General features: G+C 33.0%; 17 protein-coding genes. 14 read left to right on the top strand and 3 right to left on the bottom strand.

The window, feature by feature from the left end:
* Positions 1-44: 44 nt before the first annotated feature.
* Together ACTNDN_RS16455 and ACTNDN_RS16450 are read right to left on the bottom strand one after the other, a co-directional pair.
* Positions 45-782, bottom strand: coding sequence for a LytR/AlgR family response regulator transcription factor (locus ACTNDN_RS16455; RefSeq protein ID WP_031539480.1), 738 nt, complete (start codon positions 780-782; stop codon positions 45-47).
* Positions 757-2,541: a sensor histidine kinase gene (locus ACTNDN_RS16450; RefSeq protein ID WP_031539482.1), complete on the bottom strand. Its 1,785-nt coding sequence runs from the start codon at positions 2,539-2,541 to the stop codon at positions 757-759. The genes ACTNDN_RS16455 and ACTNDN_RS16450 overlap by 26 nt, the downstream gene beginning before the upstream one ends.
* 366 nt (positions 2,542-2,907) lie before the next feature.
* Between ACTNDN_RS16450 and ACTNDN_RS16445 the strand changes: the two genes are divergently transcribed.
* Positions 2,908-3,846, top strand: a complete 939-nt coding sequence (locus ACTNDN_RS16445) for a metal ABC transporter solute-binding protein, Zn/Mn family (protein WP_031539484.1) — start codon at positions 2,908-2,910, stop codon at positions 3,844-3,846.
* 101 nt (positions 3,847-3,947) lie between these two features.
* On the opposite strand, the gene ACTNDN_RS16440 is transcribed toward ACTNDN_RS16445, so the two are convergent.
* A complete protein-coding gene (locus ACTNDN_RS16440; protein ID WP_031539485.1) occupies positions 3,948-4,151 on the bottom strand; it encodes a hypothetical protein in 204 nt (67 codons plus the stop codon).
* Between the two features lie 455 nt (positions 4,152-4,606).
* Here ACTNDN_RS16440 and lgt point away from each other — a divergent pair, with 455 nt between their 5' ends.
* The 13 genes from lgt to ACTNDN_RS16375 all read left to right on the top strand — a co-directional run bounded on the left by lgt (position 4,607) and on the right by ACTNDN_RS16375 (position 16,965).
* Positions 4,607-5,434, top strand: coding sequence for a prolipoprotein diacylglyceryl transferase (lgt, locus tag ACTNDN_RS16435; protein WP_031539488.1), 828 nt, complete (start codon positions 4,607-4,609; stop codon positions 5,432-5,434).
* Positions 5,435-5,769: 335 nt separating this feature from the next.
* Entirely contained in the window at positions 5,770-6,936 is a 1,167-nt protein-coding gene (locus ACTNDN_RS16430; protein WP_031539159.1) for a cation:proton antiporter, read from the top strand.
* A gap of 250 nt (positions 6,937-7,186) precedes the next feature.
* Positions 7,187-7,351 carry a hypothetical protein gene (locus ACTNDN_RS16425; RefSeq protein WP_155986779.1) on the top strand — a complete coding sequence of 55 codons (165 nt, stop codon included), beginning with the start codon at positions 7,187-7,189 and terminating at the stop codon, positions 7,349-7,351.
* Positions 7,352-7,597: 246 nt separating this feature from the next.
* A complete protein-coding gene (locus ACTNDN_RS16420) occupies positions 7,598-8,023 on the top strand; it encodes a cupredoxin domain-containing protein (RefSeq protein ID WP_048717233.1) in 426 nt (141 codons plus the stop codon).
* A gap of 15 nt (positions 8,024-8,038) precedes the next feature.
* The gene (locus tag ACTNDN_RS16415; protein WP_031539157.1) at positions 8,039-8,860 is read left to right on the top strand and encodes a cytochrome c biogenesis CcdA family protein; all 822 of its coding nucleotides are present in this window, start codon (positions 8,039-8,041) and stop codon (positions 8,858-8,860) included.
* A gap of 135 nt (positions 8,861-8,995) precedes the next feature.
* Positions 8,996-11,065 carry a copper-translocating P-type ATPase gene (locus ACTNDN_RS16410; RefSeq protein WP_051641005.1) on the top strand — a complete coding sequence of 690 codons (2,070 nt, stop codon included), beginning with the start codon at positions 8,996-8,998 and terminating at the stop codon, positions 11,063-11,065.
* Between the two features lie 14 nt (positions 11,066-11,079).
* Positions 11,080-11,469, top strand: coding sequence for a cupredoxin domain-containing protein (locus ACTNDN_RS16405; RefSeq protein WP_031539155.1), 390 nt, complete (start codon positions 11,080-11,082; stop codon positions 11,467-11,469).
* Positions 11,466-11,618 (top strand): hypothetical protein, encoded by a 153-nt coding sequence (locus ACTNDN_RS16400; RefSeq protein WP_155986778.1) that lies wholly within the window; start codon positions 11,466-11,468, stop codon positions 11,616-11,618. The genes ACTNDN_RS16405 and ACTNDN_RS16400 overlap by 4 nt, the downstream gene beginning before the upstream one ends.
* A gap of 319 nt (positions 11,619-11,937) precedes the next feature.
* On the top strand, positions 11,938-12,633 hold the full coding sequence (locus ACTNDN_RS16395; protein WP_031539154.1) for a Crp/Fnr family transcriptional regulator: 696 nt from the start codon (positions 11,938-11,940) through the stop codon (positions 12,631-12,633).
* 143 nt (positions 12,634-12,776) lie between these two features.
* Positions 12,777-13,850 carry a PIN/TRAM domain-containing protein gene (locus ACTNDN_RS16390; RefSeq protein ID WP_031539153.1) on the top strand — a complete coding sequence of 358 codons (1,074 nt, stop codon included), beginning with the start codon at positions 12,777-12,779 and terminating at the stop codon, positions 13,848-13,850.
* A gap of 303 nt (positions 13,851-14,153) precedes the next feature.
* Complete coding sequence (locus tag ACTNDN_RS16385) at positions 14,154-14,825, top strand: methyltransferase family protein (protein ID WP_109769042.1); 672 nt, start codon at positions 14,154-14,156, stop codon at positions 14,823-14,825.
* 80 nt (positions 14,826-14,905) lie between these two features.
* A complete protein-coding gene (locus tag ACTNDN_RS16380) occupies positions 14,906-15,580 on the top strand; it encodes a response regulator transcription factor (protein WP_031539149.1) in 675 nt (224 codons plus the stop codon).
* A 5-nt stretch (positions 15,581-15,585) separates the two neighbouring features.
* Complete coding sequence (locus ACTNDN_RS16375; protein WP_160314245.1) at positions 15,586-16,965, top strand: HAMP domain-containing sensor histidine kinase; 1,380 nt, start codon at positions 15,586-15,588, stop codon at positions 16,963-16,965.
* Positions 16,966-17,077: the final 112 nt, after the last annotated feature.

The following is a 17,077-nucleotide window of genomic DNA, read 5'->3' as shown; positions in this document are numbered from 1 at the left end:
TGAAAAGCAATAATGAAAAGATGAAATACAATTTATAAATGATTTTACAAACCAAGACACTTTTTCAATTCTTTTACATAGGTTCTACTAACTGGAACTTTAGAGTTATCCTTCATGATTAAATTATATGTTGAATTAAACCAAGGATCGATTTCCGCAATATGATCTAAATTGACAAGGTAGCTTCGATGAACACGTAGAAACGGAGCTTTATTTAACTTCTTTTCCATTACGACAAGCGTATCATTAACTTTAAATTCCTGTACCGATGTTTTAATCAAACACTTTTTCTCAAAGGATTCTATATAAAGAATTTCATCATAGTTTAATAAGATTATTCTATCATCTACAAGAATAGGTATTTTTTCATTTCTATCGTTTTTAATATAAGGATTGGTAGAAAGATCTTTATTCCCAAGGCTTTGCAATTGTTTAATTTTATCTAATGTTTTTTGAATACGTGCTTCATCGAAGGGTTTTAAAACATAATCTAGCGCATTTAACTCAAAAGCTTGCAGTGCATATTCGTCATAGGCCGTGGCAAAAACAACTATGGGGGAGGGATCAAAGGTTTGTAACTGCTTTGCTAAAGTCAATCCATTATCTTCAGCAAGTTCAATATCTACAAAAACAATATCGGGTTTTAATGTAGCGACTTCCATCTCTGCATCCTCGATACAATCTCCTTCCCCTAATATTTTTACTTCTTTGCTTCTATTTAATAAATATTTTAATTCATCTCTTGCTAAAGGTTCATCATCCACTATATACGCTGTTAGCATCTTGATCAAACACTCCTTTATTTTCGGAAGGGATCGAAATAGTTATGTTTGTTCCATTACCCACTTGACTTTTTATAACTAAACTTGCTTGGCTACCATAAATTCCTTTTAGTCGTTCATTTATGTTAAAGATAGCTGTACCATTTCCTTTTTTAGAGCTTACTATTTTTTTTCCGAGGACATCAATCTTGTCATTCGGTATCCCTATTCCATTATCCTTTACAATAATGATTAAACGACTATTTTCAGAGAAGATACGAATTTGAATAATTCCTCTATTTTTACTTCCCGGGAACCCGTAATGAATGGCGTTTTCAACTAAAGGTTGTAACATGAAAGGTGGAATAAGTACCTTTTTAAGATTGGGTTCAATGAGATAATCTATTTGATATTTATTTGGAAATCGTGTTTGCTCTAACGAAATATACGCTTTTACATTTTCTAAGTCTTTCTCCAAAGGGATAAGCATCTGCCTTGCTCCTTGTAGATTTCCTCGAAAAAAGGAACTTAGCTCTAGTAACAATTTACGAGCCTTATCTGCATCAGTACGGCAGAGTACAGAAATTGTATTAATGCTATTAAATAAAAAGTGAGGATGAATCTGTGCTTGTAATGCTTTAATTTCAGCATCTTTTAATAGCTTCGTTTGTCTTTCCGCTTCTGCAAGTTCCAATTGTGTAGAGAACAAATTAGCAAGACCTTCTGCTAATTGTTGCTGTACCTGATTAAGCTTTTCAGGATCGGTATAGTACATTTTTAAAGTCCCAACCATATTATTTTTCACCTTTAATGGTAGTACAATGGCAGCTTCTAAAGGGCAGTTACTATGAATACAGGAGATTTCTGCTTTCGTTCTTGCAACTAAGATCTTTCTGTATTCGAGCACTCTTTTTGTTAAAAGAGTTTCAGGTTTTGCAAGAGGAATATGGTGATCGGAAGCAGCGCCGACATGCGATAATATTTTTTGATGATCGGTTATTGCAACAGCATCTGCGTCTGTCAGCTTCAGCATAATTTTTGATATTTCCTTACACGAATTAGTATTAAGTCCTTCACGAAAGAAAGGGAGTGTCTGTTCTGCTATATAAAATGCATGGTTCGTTTGATTGGCACGTGTACGCTCGTGATCGCGTTTGATCGATTGGATCATAAACATGAACAATAGCGTTCCAAAACCGTTAACGAAAATCATGGGTAAACCAATAATCTGCACGAGTTGCCATGCTTGTTCAAACGGTTTGGCAGTAACAAGAATGATGAGCATCTGAACCGTTTCTAATGCCATACCAACAGTTACAGCAAATGTGGAAGTAATCTTTTTTTTCTTCTGTTTTCGTACTTTCCCTAAATATCCTGCTACGGTTCCTGCCAAAATGGTTGAAATAGCACAAGAAAATGCTGTAAATCCACCCAATGTATAACGGTGGACACCTGCAATCATCCCAGCGCCGATACCAACCATAGGTCCACCAAGCAGACCTCCAATGACTACTCCCATTACTCTTGTATTTGCTAAAGCGCTTTCGGAGTCTAGTTCGTAATTCCACTCAGCTTTGTTAATGATATTATGATGAATTTCTATTCCTGTATAATTACTAATTACTCCAAATGCACCAAAAAGTAGTAAAAGCATAACTTTTTCACTCGTTTTATGCTCATGTTGAAAAAGCTGGCGAAATGAATTCATTTGAGAAAGAACATAGGCAACAATAACGATAATTCCAACCTTTTCTAGCATTATTGGAACTAAATAGAACATTGTTTCATTCCTCCGATACAATTGTCATTCAACAACTTCTTTGGTTTCACATTGGATATTTTTACCCCTGAAATAATGTAATTCATTCTTTTCTGAATGAAAGTTCCCTATATTATGAAAAACAGTACAATAACTTAAACCAACCTTGCTGATTTTCAAATTTAATAAAAAGATAGTATATAACTATATTAATTATAGCAATACAGAAATATTTTAGAGTCTCTAAATTTGGTTTGAAAGGAACTTTTTTAAATAAATTTTTTATTTCTCAATACTTTTTGCATATTTATTGATTATATTTTGATAGTTGAATTGATTATAAGTTGTAAATCGTAATAATTACTATTTAAAGTTAAGGAGAAATTTATGAAAAAGTATATCGTTGTCATTATTTCTATTTTATTTGTATTTTTAGTCCTAACAGGCTGCAGCCAATCATTATCTAGAAATGAAAGTGGTATCGGAAAAGAGAAACTTAATATCTATACCACCATTTTTCCACTTCAAGATTTCTCAGAGAAAATAGGCGGTAAATATGTACAGGTAGAAAACATTGTCCCAACTGGTTCCGATGCGCATTCCTTTGAACCCTCCACCAAAACAATGGTTAAAATATCTGAGGGAGATGCCTTTGTTTATTTAGGAACCGGAATTGAAGGTTTTACGGATGCTGTTATTGAAGCTGTTAAAAATGAACAGACAAAAATAGTAAAAGCATCCGAAGGTGTTGCTTTAATAGACTCAAACGGAATCATAGTGAAAGAAAAGGCGGTAAAAGGGGATGTCGACCCACATGTATGGCTTGATCCTAATAGAGCTATCCAACTTGCCGAAAATATTAAAAATGTATTTATTGAAATAAAGCCAGAACAAGAGGAGTATTTTGAAGAAAACTTTAAAAAGCTGAAAGAAGAACTAGAAATATTGGATTTATCCTTTAAGAAAATGGTCAGAGAATCTTCCAATAAGAATTATATTGTGGCTCATTCTGCTTTCGGATATTGGGAGGATGCATATGGTTTGGAACAAATAGGAATTAGCGGACTTTCCCCAAGCAATGAACCTTCGCAAAAGCAATTAGAAGAAATCATTAAAGCTGCAAAAAAACAAGAAATTAAATATATACTTTTTGAGCAAAATGTGGAAAATAAGGTAGCTGAGGTACTTAAAAAAGAAATTGGGGCAGAAACACTAACTCTGCACAATTTAGAGGCCTTAAATGAAGAAGATATTAAAAAAAATGAGGATTATATTTCTATAATGGAAAAAAATATCGAAACGCTTAGAAAAGCTTTGGACTATTAAGGAACAGGGGATATTTGATTAAAAATAATTGAAAGAAGAGTACGAAATTTGTACTCTTCTTAATAAAAATGAAAGAAAATCAGTATAATTGAGCTCTCTCACTATCCTTTTATATCAATATTACCACCTAGGTAAGGTTGTGCTGCTTGTTCTAGAGCTTTAGTACTAGCCTCTTCTAACAACTTGTTGCTTTTATTGCTGTAATCAATCTTTCCTTCTGTTTGATCCAATGCTTTCATCCTAGATGATCTAGAAGCCATCTGCTGGTTCTGACCCTGACACTTTTCAACAGACGTCATTTCCATAAAATTTTCACCCTTTCCATTAAAAATGATGTAAAATATTTCTTCATTTTGTTTTTTAAAAGATTTTTAATCTTATACCAGCTTAAGTTATTTAATTTAGGAACTATTTTAAAAGGATTTGATTTCTGTAAAGTAATTATGAAACCTCTTAAAAACTTGATATAGGGAAGAATAGGAGCTAGGGGAAAGCGCCTATTCTTCTGTTAGGGATAAAAGCAGATGTTTCAAAAGTATAATAATCAATTAATATGCAGAAATTTAGGATTAATAAATACTTTTTGTGTAAATTTTTATAACAATCTCATCAAAATGAATCGTTTATTTTACAATGTTAAAATTTTATACACATTTTCTCGATAAAAAATTCACTTTTTGCTTTTATGATAGTTAACAAGTTAGAAGTTATGCTTTTTTCAAAAAACTACTAGACGATACATTAGAAATGAGGAAAATACATGATACCTTTATTTAGTATAGGTCCGTTAACGTTTTACTTTTTTGGTTTAATGATAGCGGTAGGTGCATCAGTTGGCATTTATATTTTTACAAGAGAAGCCAAAAGAAAAGGGCTTGATCATAAGGTTTTGATGGACATAGCTATTTATTCATTAATCGGGGGGATTATTGGAGCCCGAATAACTTATATATTAGTGTATAATCCATCCTATTATTTTGCCAATCCTATTAAAATACTCCATATAACGGAGGGTGGACTTTCTATTCATGGTGGAATTTTAGGGGGATTATTAGTTGGTTACTGGTTTTTAAAGCGTCACAAAATACCTATTTGGGAAACATTAGATATTGTAGCTCCAGCATTAATAATAGCTCAAGGAATTAGCCGAATAGGCTGTGATGTATTTGGCGGACCAATCTCAAGTGCATTACCTTGGGGAGTGGAGAAGTATGGTGAATACCTTCATCCTGCCCAAGCCTATGAATTTTTATTAGACTATTTATTATTTGGGTATCTATGGTTGCGTTTAAAGAAGCCTTCTTATTCAGGTCAAGTGTTTATTCATTATTTAATCGGATTTTTAGTTATTCGTGGCATTGTGGAGTTTACTAGAGTAAACCCAATGGTTTTTGGTCCTTTTAGTGTAAGCCATGTGATGAGTTTAATAGGAATCATCATTGCATTTATTCTAGTAAAATACCGAAAGAAGCATAAACTTATCAATCAAGAAAATGTAATTAACACCAACGAGTATCTAAAAACTGGATTGTTTGTTTTGATCATGATGGCCGTATCCCTCGTAATCTATTATTTAGTTCAAGTTTAGAAGTTTAATTTTAAACTATTAATTTCTTAAGTAATTCTTATATTCATTTCATCTATTTCTAAGGAAAGACGATTATTATGAAATATACATTTAGATTTTGATAGGAGGAGATTAGCTCAGATTTTGAGAAATATTTGTTAAAACAGCTCGTAATATAAACAAGATTCTAGTTAAACGTTGTTAAAATAGTATAAAAAAGCATACGATTAATTCTTTGTTTAATAATAATATAGAAAAACTTTGGAGGAGTCTGTCATCAAGGGATAATTATGTCCTTAGATGATGGATCCTTTTTTATTTTATACTAGATATACATTTTGAGAGGTGGAGGGATATTGTTAGTACTTCAATTAGCTATAATTATATTGGCAGCCAAACTTGCAGGAAGTTTAAGCGTAAAATTTGGTCAGCCATCCGTTTTGGGAGAAATCATAGTTGGTATTCTAATAGGACCATCTGTTTTTGGATTAATAAGTGCGACTGATACCTTATCAGCATTTAGTCAAATTGGTGTAATTCTACTTATGTTTACAGCAGGATTAGAAACAGATATAGATGAATTTAAACGATCTGGCAAAGCATCTGCATACGTCGGTTTTGGAGGAATTCTGGTCCCTCTTGTTTTAGGTTATTTTGCAGGGATAATGATGGACCTAACCTCGTACCAATCTTGGTTTTTAGGCATTATGCTTTCTGCTACAAGTGTAAGTATTTCGGTTCAAGCACTTAAAGAAATGAACCAACTAAAAACACCTGAGGGAACCACAATTTTAGGGGCTGCTGTTATTGATGATGTTGTTGTTATGATTGTTTTAGCATTCTTAATGAGTTTTGCAGGTGGAGAAGTTTCTTTAACTACAGTCATTTTAAAGAAAGTATTATTTTTTGGAGGAGCTATTTTGATCGCTTGGAAAGTTGTTCCTTGGTTCATGAAGAAATTCGTATTGTTAAAAGTCAGTGAGCCTGTTATTACGGCTGCTTTATTTATCTGCTTTGTTTTTGCTTTTGTCGCAGAATACACGGGGGTCGCCAATATCATTGGGGCTTATATAGCTGGTGTAGCGATAAGTGTAACAGGTTATAAACATGAAATATTTGAAAAAGTTGAAACGATAAGTTCTTCAATCTTTGTTCCTGTATTCTTTACATTCATTGGTATTTCAGCTCAGTTTGTTGGTATTCTTGATAATCTAACTCCAATAATATTGTTAAGTATTTTAGCTATATTAACAAAATTTATTGGTGCAGGTACAGGTGCTAAATTAGCTGGATTTGGTTGGAATAACTCAATGGGAATAGGTTCAGCAATGGTATCTCGTGGAGAGGTAGCATTAATAGTAGCAGCAATTGGTTTAGAATCAAATCTAATTACACAAGGTTTGTTTGCTATTATCATAGTTGTAGTTATTATTACAACCATTGTGACTCCTCCAATGATGAAGTATTTTCTACAATTAAATATAGGACGAGAATTAATACGAAGTAGGAAAATTTATGATTAATTAGAATTTTTTGATTTTGATTCTGTCTTCCTCTTATTATAAAACATTAATTTTCCTATTTCATATTAATTGAAGACTTGACCTGAGCAAGATATCCAGTCTTTCATTTCTATCAAAATTGAGTGATTTTTGAAAACTTATATAATCTAAGACAGTTTAATTCTTAGGTTATTCTTATATTCATTTCAGCTGATACTAAGGAAGTTAAATTAGAATAACATTGTAAATAAGGAATCTAGGAGGAGATTTTATGTTAGATAAAAATGTAAAAAAAGAAGAAAAATGTTGTTGCGAAGAGGAAAAACAGACTGAGAAAAATGAGCATCAACATGATAAGCATCATGACGATGACCATTGCTGCGGTAAAGGTAAAGATCATCAAAAACACCATGAGCACCATCATCATTGTCATTAATAAGCTAATAACAATATAAATAATAGGAGAATCTCTATTTTTAAAAATCGTCTGGAATGTGATTCTAGACGATTTTTTTAAGAACTTATTAAGATCAAACGGAATTTTTTTAAAAAATACAAAATAACGTATAAAAGTTTAATCGTTTGTATTAAATAGAATCTTTTATTTAAATTCATTTATCAAGGAATGTTAAATAGTTTCACTGCAAAAAAACAAAAATTCTATCTATAGTGGGGATAAAAAATGACGAAAGTAAAAAAAAAGCAAGCTAGAAAATATTTGTTAGAATTCACATTTATACTAATTATCATAGCCGCACTTATTCCATTAATATTGAGTATTACTAAAAGCATGGCAAATCAAGAGGATGAAAAAGGGACTCGTATAGAAGTTTCCATGGCAGGTTTTACTCCATCAACTATTGAGGCTAAAGCAGGAGAAGAGATAACCCTTCAATTAATAAATCCAGACAACTCAGCACATTCCGATGGTGGTGGATGGCATCAATTTGCTAGCGATGAACTAGATTTTGATTATAAATTGTCTCCTGAATCTACCAAAACAATTAAGATAAAAGTCAATGAACCTGGAGAATATGAATTTTATTGTGATATATGCTGTGGAGGTCGTGAGAATCCAACTATGCAAGGTAAGTTAATCATAACGTAGTGAAGGAAAATTAAAATGAAAACACCATTAAAAACTACTATTATAAGTTTGTTTCTCTTTTTTATATTATTGTTTTTTTCCTTTTTATTAAATCAAAGTATTATGGCTGCTAGTATAGCTGCAACAACAAGTATCATCCTTCTATTTGGGTTTATGTTATTAGCGGGAATTTTGGATGGATTTAATCCTTGTGCATTTAGTACTTTATTATTATGGACAGGGTTTTTGCTGAACCGCTTTGGATCAGAGATAGACAATGATTTGAATATTGAAAGACAACGAAAAAATATTTTAAGTTATGCCTTTTTTTATGCATTTGGTATTTTCTTGATTTATATTCTTTTGGGAATAGGAATTCTTGAGTTATTTCAAATATCATCCTTTCAAACAAAAACACTCGCACAAACTGCTGGATTTTTAGTTGTTGTTCTCGGTGTATTCATGGTCCGTGATTCCCTATTTAAGCAATCACAAGCAATTATTAAAATGCCAAGATTTTTACATCCCATTTATAAAAAATATAGCAATCCTGTTTCCAAATTTGGCAGCTTCTTTAGTGGACTAGTTATTGGGCTTTGTACCGTGCCATGTGGCGGAGCCATCTATATGGCCATATTAATCATCATCCAATCTAAACCATTTGTAGTTAAGTATCCGTTATTATTTGTATATAATTTGGGCTTTATTTTGCCTGTGGTTATCTTTGCATTAATCCTTTCAAATAAAAAACTATTACAAAGTATAAGTCAGGATTTTATTTTAATGAGAAATAAATTGAGATTAATGATTGGAATAATCACCATACTACTAGGTTTTTCTTCCATTTGGTTAGCCTAAAGAAACAAGTTTTTTTAGTTGATAGCGAATAAAAATATAATTCTTATGTAATTCTTAGATTTGTTTCAGCTGAAGTTAAGTAAAGTTTTTTAGAATCGAAGTAAAGAAAGACATTTGATGAAAGGAGAATGGGAGATGGGAACTCAAAAAAATAGCCATGTTCATGAGCATCATATGCATCAGCAGGAAGAGCCGACAGAAGAAATGGAATATCGTTCTTTAATGAAAAAGTGGTGGTTTGCAGCTGCTATTTCCGTACCGATTATTGTTGTTTCCTATCCAAATTTGATTCCAGGTATACGTGATTGGCTTCCAATGGGTAGTGTGGAACTATGGTGGGCAAGGTTAATAATGGGATTTTTTGCTCTCCTTGTCCTGATTGTAAGTGGAAACCAATTTTTTATTGGCATGTGGGAAGGATTAAAACAACGTTCTGCTAATATGCACACATTAATTGCCACCGGTGTAAGTGCAGCTTGGCTTTATTCTCTCGTTGCTCTCTTTTGGCCTGGGATTTTCCCAAAAGAGGAAATGGCTGAGGTGTATTATGATGTCACAACAGTCGTTACAGCTCTAGTAATTCTTGGAATGGCGATGGAAGTAAAGGCGAAAGGACGTTCATCTGAAGCGATTAAAAAATTAGTTGGACTTCAGCCAAAGACTGCAAATGTAATAAAAGAAGGAATAGAAGTTAAAGTACCAATTGAAGAAGTGAAGATTGGTGATAAAGTAATTGTTCGACCGGGAGAGAAAATTGCTATAGACGGGATTATATTAGATGGGAATTCTGCCGTTGATGAATCCATGTTAACAGGTGAATCCATGCCGGTTGATAAAATCCCTGGTAATGAAGTATTTGGCGGAACTTTGAACAAAACAGGTAGTTTTACTTTCGAAGTTACAAAGGAACAAAAAGATTCGGCTTTAGCTAATATAGTAGAAATGGTTAAACAAGCACAAGGTTCACGGATTCCCGTTCAAAAGGTAGTGGATAACGTATCCGCTTACTTTACTCCTGGTGTAATTATTGCAGCAATATTAGGATTTATCGTTTGGTATAATTTTGGTCCACAGCCTGGTTGGGTATATGCATTAATCGTCGCCGTAACTACTTTAATTATAGCATGTCCATGTGCACTCGGAATGGCAACCCCAATGTCTTTAACAACTGGAGTTGGAAAGGGGGCCGAAAATGGTATTTTAATCCGTTCAGGAGAGGCCTTACAAGTTGCCCAAAAATTAAATACAATTGTATTGGATAAAACAGGTACGATTACGGAAGGGAAACCTTCTTTAACAGATATTGTATCATTAGGTAAGTATTCAAAAACAGATTTATTAAAATTTAGTGCTTCCATCGAAAAGGGATCAGAGCATCCCCTTGCAACAGCAATAATGGATAACGCAGAAAAAAAGAAAATACCCCTTGCTAAAGTAACCGGGTTTAATGCTATACCAGGACATGGTGTAGAAGGAATCGTGGAAGATAAGAGAATTTACTTTGGAAACTTAAAGTTAATGAAAAAAGAAGGTATTCCACTTAACGGGTTTAACAAGTATGCATCTTCGATGGCAGATGAAGGAAAAACCCCAATGTTTATGGCTATTGACGGGGAGGCAGCAGGTATCATAGCTGTAGCAGATACGGTAAAAGAAGACTCCTTGTCTGTTATTCAGGAATTAGAAAAGATGGGTTTAGAAGTGGTAATGATTACTGGTGATAATCAACGCACGGCTCAAGCTATTGCAAAGCAAGTAGGAATAAAACGAGTATTAGCAGATGTACTTCCACAAGATAAGGCGGAAAATGTTCGAAAGTTACAGGCAGAAGGTAAAAAAGTGGCTATGGTCGGGGATGGTATAAACGATGCACCTGCCTTGACACAGGCAGATGTTGGAATTGCCATTGGAACCGGAACAGATGTAGCAATTGAAGCAAGTGATATTACGTTAATCTCAGGAAGCTTAAAAGGCGTTGTAAGTGCAATTAAAATTAGCAGGGCAACCATGAAAAATGTTTATGAAAACTTGTTTGGGGCGTTTATTTATAATACTGTTGGAATTCCCATTGCCCTTGGTGTACTGTATCCATTTACAGGAATCTTATTATCACCTTTGCTTGCAGCAGCGGCAATGGCCTTTAGCTCCGTAACAGTCATTTTAAATGCAAACAGGTTAAAAGGTCTAAAACTAAAAACATTTTAAAGGAGTGGAGAAAGATGGATGTTTCTAATTGGATCGTCACAATTGGGGGACTATTATTTATTGGCTTAATTGCATGGTTTTTCTGGAGACCCAAAAAAGGTGGAAGCCTTGCCGCGAAGGGAAATTCAGGTTATCAAGAAACAACTATTCAAGTGAAAAATGGCTATCATCCTGCACGAGTTATCGTACAAAGCGGAAAACCAGTTCGCTTTGAGTTTACAAGAGAAGAAACAGCTGCCTGTTCTGAAATGGTCATTTTCCCGGATTTTCAAAAAAGTGCTACATTACCTGTTGGAAAAAAAGTAATAATTGAACTCCCACCAATGCAGACAGGTACTTATGATTTTACTTGTCAAATGGGAATGTATAGAGGAACCATTATTGCTAAAGGGGATAAGAAATGATAAAAAAACTTTTTTTGTGGTTTATCATTTTAGAGATTATAGGGGCAATTTTTATATATTGGGATGTTAAAACGTCCGAGGAGCAAGAGACATCCATTTTTTACGTACCTAATGTAGGAGAAGGTACTATTTCAGTGGTAAATTTATAAAAGAAGAAACAATAGATACGATCCCCTTGGTATTCATGTAATTAATATTAGTAATAACCGGAATATCTTTATGTTACCTTAATCAATGGAGACGGGGCCCTTTCTGTTTTGAAAACATATAATATGAAGAAAATTATCAAAAGTTAAGACAGGAGGCTGCCCTGCACTTGTTGTGTAAAACCTAGTAGGATGAATTATTATAAAGAAGGAAAGTCTGTATTATCATTGTTAATGAACATTAAATTATTTATTCTAATATCGTAATCACAGGGCATTAAGTCATATTTCAAATAAAAGGAATCAGTGTAAGAGGTGAAAAATGATTAAAGAGGAAATTATAAAAATATTATCTGAATTTCCACTATTTCACGAACTAAATAATCATGAAATAGGTGAAATTGCTAGTATCTCTATAACAAGAGAATGGAATAAAGGAAGCCATGTTTTTTTTCAAGATGAACCAATCGAAAACGTTTATTTTATTTTTGAAGGTAAAGTGAAAATATATAAAACGGATATGGAAGGAAAGGAACAAATAGTTTCTTTATTAAAAAAAGGAGATATGTTTCCACATGTGGGTTTTTTCCGAAAAGGAGGATATCCAGCCTTTTCGGAAATACTAGAGAATTCCATACTTATTGTTATTCCAATAGCACAATTTGAAAAAGTATTAATTGAAAATCCTGATCTATGTATTAAAGTATTAAAGGTATTAGGAGAAAAAATTATTGATTTTCAAGAGCGCTTAGAATCACAAATACTGAATAATACCTATCAACAAATTATTAAATTAATCATTAGACTTGGGAAAGAACATGGACAAGTACTTCGCGATGGCAGTATACTTCTTAAAAGTGAATTTACAAATCGAGATCTGGCAAGAATGATTGGTACAACAAGAGAAACAGTCAGCCGTATGCTAACAAAACTTAAAAAGGAACATCGAATTAAAACAGATGCTAATCATAATTTAATTTTTGACCCTGATTTATTGGAAGAATATATTTATTCATAATTCCATAATAAAAAGTAGCTATAGGAAAAGATTAACTCAGTCTTTGTTTGACCTTCTTTTACCACAGGTATAGAAAGACAACCAGAATAAGAATAGTTTGCTAACATAAGATCAATAATTTCAAAAAATAAGAAGGTGAAGGATTGTTAAAACGTATTGTTCAAGCATGCTTCCTCATTATTGGAGGGGCATTAGGTCTTTTTTTAATTCATGATTTATTAAGGTTAATTACTTTAGATGACATTCCCCTATTAAATAACCCATATATATCAGTTATTTTGGGCGCTATTATATTTTATTTAATTACATTTTGGGCGATTGACTATGTGATTCATTTTGTTAAATGGATGGAAGAATCATTAGTGAAGGCACCTATTACAGATATCATATTTGGAAGTGCAGGGCTTGCTTTTGGACTTATTATTGCCTTTTTAATTGGTTATTCCCTTAATGCAATTGAGGTTCCTGTTTTAAACACGGTGGCTCCTATTTTACTAACATTAATTTTTGGCTATTTAGGCTTTCAAGTCGGTTTTAAAAAGAAAGAAGAATTACTTGGCTTATTCTCCAAGAAGAAAAAATTGGTGGAAGAGGACCCTAAAAAAGAGGTTAATAATGCTGTGAAGATACTGGATACAAGTGTTATCATCGATGGTAGAATTGCAGATATTTGCCAAACTGGTTTTTTGGAAGGATCGCTTGTTATTCCTCAGTTTGTTTTAACTGAGTTACAACATATTGCAGATTCCTCTGATTTGTTAAAAAGAAATAGAGGTCGAAGAGGCCTTGATATATTAAATCGAATTCAAAAAGAACTTGAAATAAAAGTCGAGATATATGAAGGAGATTTTGAAGAAATTCAGGAAGTGGACAGTAAACTTGTAAAATTAGCTAAAATCACAAATGGTGTAGTTGTAACCAATGATTATAATTTAAATAAAGTATGTGAATTACAAAAAGTATCTGTTTTAAATATTAATGATTTGGCTAATGCAGTTAAACCAGTAGTATTACCAGGGGAAGAAATGAACGTTCAATTAATAAAGGACGGTAAAGAGCATAATCAGGGAATAGCATATTTAGATGATGGTACGATGATTGTCGTAGAAGCTGGCCGCGAGTTTATTGGTAAATATATTGATGTACTTGTAACAAGTGTACTGCAAACCTCTGCTGGAAGGATGATCTTTGCAAAACCCAAGCAATTAACAGTTTAAAATATTAAATTAAATAATAAATTATATAAAGTTTGATAACCAATTATCAATTCATCATTACCCTATCAGTGGGTTATGAGTATTAAACGGAAAATGATGTAAGATTGAGTTACTACTTTAATTTAAAAGTTTTCTAATAAAGGAAGAGATTGATTCATAAGGGATTTAAAACCTATGAATGGATCTCTTTTTTCATTATTTGTACAAACTTATATTATTCTTGAATCAATTTTGGTTAACTCCATCATTTCTCCATACTTTTTTATTAAAGTTAATGAAAAAAGATAACATGGAGGAATTGAAATGCATGGCGTAGACCAAACTGCCTATGGATTATGGGCTGCAGTTATTTTTAATATTTTGATCTTTGGGTTATTTACATATACCGCTTTTAAACCAACTACAAAAAGAGATTGGAGAACTATGGGAGCATTTACTGCCTTTCTCGTAGCTTTATTTAGCGAAATGTTTGGTTTCCCTTTAACCATATATTTTCTCACTTCAATATTAGGCCAAAATTATCCGGTCCTTGACCCATTTACCCACGCAAACGGACATTTGTGGGTAGCGTTAGCTGGGGGATCACCAATCCTATTTAATATTTTACATCCTCTTAGTAATATTATAATTTTTAGTGGTCTTATTGTGATCGCTATTGGATGGAGAGGAATTCACAAAGGGTCAGGACAATTAATAACGAAGGGGATTTATCGCTTTGTACGCCATCCGCAGTATAGTGGTTTCATCTTAATGATCGTAGGTTTTCTAGTTCAATGGCCCACAATCATAACCCTTTTGATGGCCCCTGCATTAATTGGTATGTATAATTGGTTGGCAAAAAAAGAAGAGAAAGTAATGATCAATTTGTTTGGGGATGAGTACCTATCATATATGAAGAACGTTCCTAGGTTTATTCCTAAAATCCATTTTGGGAATAAACCAATAAGTAACAGTAATCACACTCAAAATTTATGATACTAATCTATAAAACTTTATCTTTTTATTATTACTTCTAATCAAATCGACATCGATAATACTCAGAGGAGGTATATAAAGTGAATGCAAAAATAATTGTAATAGATGATGACACCAAAATTACTTCTATGATTAGAAGAGGACTTACCTTTGAAGGTTATGATGTAATCGTTGCTAATAATGGTAGGGAAGGTTTAATGATGATACTTGATCAGTCACCTGACCTAGTTATATTAGATGTAATGATGCCTGGAATTGATGGTCTAGAAGTTTGCAGAAGGTTAAGAAAAGATGGGAACATCCCAATTTTAATGGTGACTGGAAGGGACTCTGTTGCAGACCGTGTAGAAGGTCTAGAAACCGGGGCAGACGATTATCTTATCAAACCTTTTGCTTTTGAAGAATTGGTTGCCCGTATAAAAGCACTATTAAGAAGAACGGATAACATTAATACTGGGGATTATATTCATTTTGCTGATCTAACCTTGGATTTAGCTTCCCGTTCAGCAGAAAGAAATGGGAGGTCCATCGAGTTGTCTACAACTGAATTTAATTTATTGGAGCTTTTTATGCAAAATCCAAAAAGAGTTTTGCCTCGTGAACTGATTATGGAAAAAGTTTGGGGGTATAACTTTCAAGGAGAATCAAATGTTCTCGAAGTTTATGTGGGTTATTTACGTCATAAGCTCGAGTTGAACAAGGAAAAAAGATTAATTCATACAGTCCGAGGCTCTGGGTATGTGATGAAGGAATGAAATCCATGCCCATCCGATTAAGACTCACTTTATGGAATTGCCTACTTTTTGGAAGCATTATGGCTTTAGTCATTTCTATTATTTATTACACTCATAAACAAGCATCCTATGAAGCTGGAGATAAAATGCTTACGAATATATCTTCTCACGTACAGGAGGAGATTACACGACAGTTAAAAAAAGGAACCCCATTAGAGAAAGTAAATATGTCAGTTGATTCCTTAACGATTAATGAATATGCCGTAATGATAAAGGGGAAAAAAGATGAGCTTATTCAAACGACTTCTCATTTATTTTTAAAAAATCATCCATTTTCAAAGGAAAAGGTCTTTTTAGATGGCTCAGAATTCCAAACTGTTACGGATAAGAATGGAATAAGGATAAGGATAAAGATTAATCCTATTTATCTTGATCAATCAAAAATAGGCTATATCGAGACTTTATATTCATTAGATTCTATTGATAGATCTTTAAAAAGATTTAAGTGGACAGTAATCGGTTTAAGTGGAATAGGTATTATCATAGCTTCTATAGCTGCTTGGTTTTTGGCAAAAAAAACATTATGGAGAGTGGATTTAATTGGAAAAACAGCTAAAGCGATTACGGCTTCCCAAGATTTTGAACAACGCGTCTTATATACAGGTCCTCCTGATGAACTAGGACAATTAACGGGGACTTTTAATCAAATGCTGGATAGCTTAGAAAAGGCTTATAAAAATCAAAAACGATTCCTTTCTGATGCCTCCCATGAACTGCGTGCACCATTAACGACTATTAGAGGAAACCTGGATATTTTACACAAGATGAAAAATATACCGGAATCAGAAAGAGAAGAGATTCTAGAGGATATTAGGAATGAAGCCATCCGAATGTCAAAATTAGTCTCGGACCTTTTATCACTAGCACGTGCTGATGCAGGGCAAATTTATCAAAAAAATATTATTAATTTATCTACCATTACAACTGAAGTATTAGTAGAAATGGAATTATGGGAAAAAGCAGTTTTAATAGAATCAAAAATTAAAGACCAAGTAATGGTATGGGGCGATCAGGATTTAATCAAACAATTATTAATCATATTCCTTGATAATTCTATTCAGTATACCAATCCAAAAGGAAGAATTTATGTAATGGTTACGGAAGAGAAAAAACAGGCGGTTATTCAAATAAAAGATACTGGGATTGGGATCCCAATGGAGAAGATACCATATATTTTTGATCGGTTCTATCGAACTGAATCAGCAAGAAAACAATCCCCAGACGGCACAGGTTTAGGGTTATCGATTGCAAAGTGGATAATCGACGAACATCAAGGAAGAATTGTCGTTAATAGCAAATTAGAAGAGGGTACTGAATTTATCATTTACTTGCCTCTCGTTTATTAAAGTGAATCAACTAATAAATTTATTTTCGATATTTGTAATTTTATTTGGTTTTCTATGTTCATAAATGTTGATAAACTACATTCAAGGAGAAAACTCTAGGTTGGGAGTTTTC

It is taken from the genome of Niallia sp. HCP3S3_B10 (genome assembly GCF_052064465.1).
Taxonomy (GTDB): Bacteria; Bacillota; Bacilli; order Bacillales; family Cytobacillaceae; genus Niallia; species Niallia hominis.
This window is presented reverse-complemented; position numbering and strand designations above follow the sequence as displayed.

What these genes read in the sequence shown, in the direction of transcription:
- ACTNDN_RS16445 (WP_031539484.1), top strand. Translation starts at nt 2,908, where the DNA reads ATGAAAAAGTATATCGTTGTCATTATTTCTATTTTATTTGTATTTTTA.
- ACTNDN_RS16405 (WP_031539155.1), top strand. Translation starts at nt 11,080, where the DNA reads ATGGATGTTTCTAATTGGATCGTCACAATTGGGGGACTATTATTTATT.
- ACTNDN_RS16415 (WP_031539157.1), top strand. Translation starts at nt 8,039, where the DNA reads ATGAAAACACCATTAAAAACTACTATTATAAGTTTGTTTCTCTTTTTT.
- lgt (WP_031539488.1), top strand. Translation starts at nt 4,607, where the DNA reads ATGATACCTTTATTTAGTATAGGTCCGTTAACGTTTTACTTTTTTGGT.
- ACTNDN_RS16455 (WP_031539480.1), bottom strand. Translation starts at nt 782, where the DNA reads ATGCTAACAGCGTATATAGTGGATGATGAACCTTTAGCAAGAGATGAA.
- ACTNDN_RS16395 (WP_031539154.1), top strand. Translation starts at nt 11,938, where the DNA reads ATGATTAAAGAGGAAATTATAAAAATATTATCTGAATTTCCACTATTT.
- ACTNDN_RS16420 (WP_048717233.1), top strand. Translation starts at nt 7,598, where the DNA reads ATGACGAAAGTAAAAAAAAAGCAAGCTAGAAAATATTTGTTAGAATTC.
- ACTNDN_RS16375 (WP_160314245.1), top strand. Translation starts at nt 15,586, where the DNA reads ATGCCCATCCGATTAAGACTCACTTTATGGAATTGCCTACTTTTTGGA.
- ACTNDN_RS16385 (WP_109769042.1), top strand. Translation starts at nt 14,154, where the DNA reads ATGCATGGCGTAGACCAAACTGCCTATGGATTATGGGCTGCAGTTATT.
- ACTNDN_RS16425 (WP_155986779.1), top strand. Translation starts at nt 7,187, where the DNA reads ATGTTAGATAAAAATGTAAAAAAAGAAGAAAAATGTTGTTGCGAAGAG.
- ACTNDN_RS16400 (WP_155986778.1), top strand. Translation starts at nt 11,466, where the DNA reads ATGATAAAAAAACTTTTTTTGTGGTTTATCATTTTAGAGATTATAGGG.
- ACTNDN_RS16410 (WP_051641005.1), top strand. Translation starts at nt 8,996, where the DNA reads ATGGGAACTCAAAAAAATAGCCATGTTCATGAGCATCATATGCATCAG.
- ACTNDN_RS16450 (WP_031539482.1), bottom strand. Translation starts at nt 2,541, where the DNA reads ATGTTCTATTTAGTTCCAATAATGCTAGAAAAGGTTGGAATTATCGTT.
- ACTNDN_RS16440 (WP_031539485.1), bottom strand. Translation starts at nt 4,151, where the DNA reads ATGGAAATGACGTCTGTTGAAAAGTGTCAGGGTCAGAACCAGCAGATG.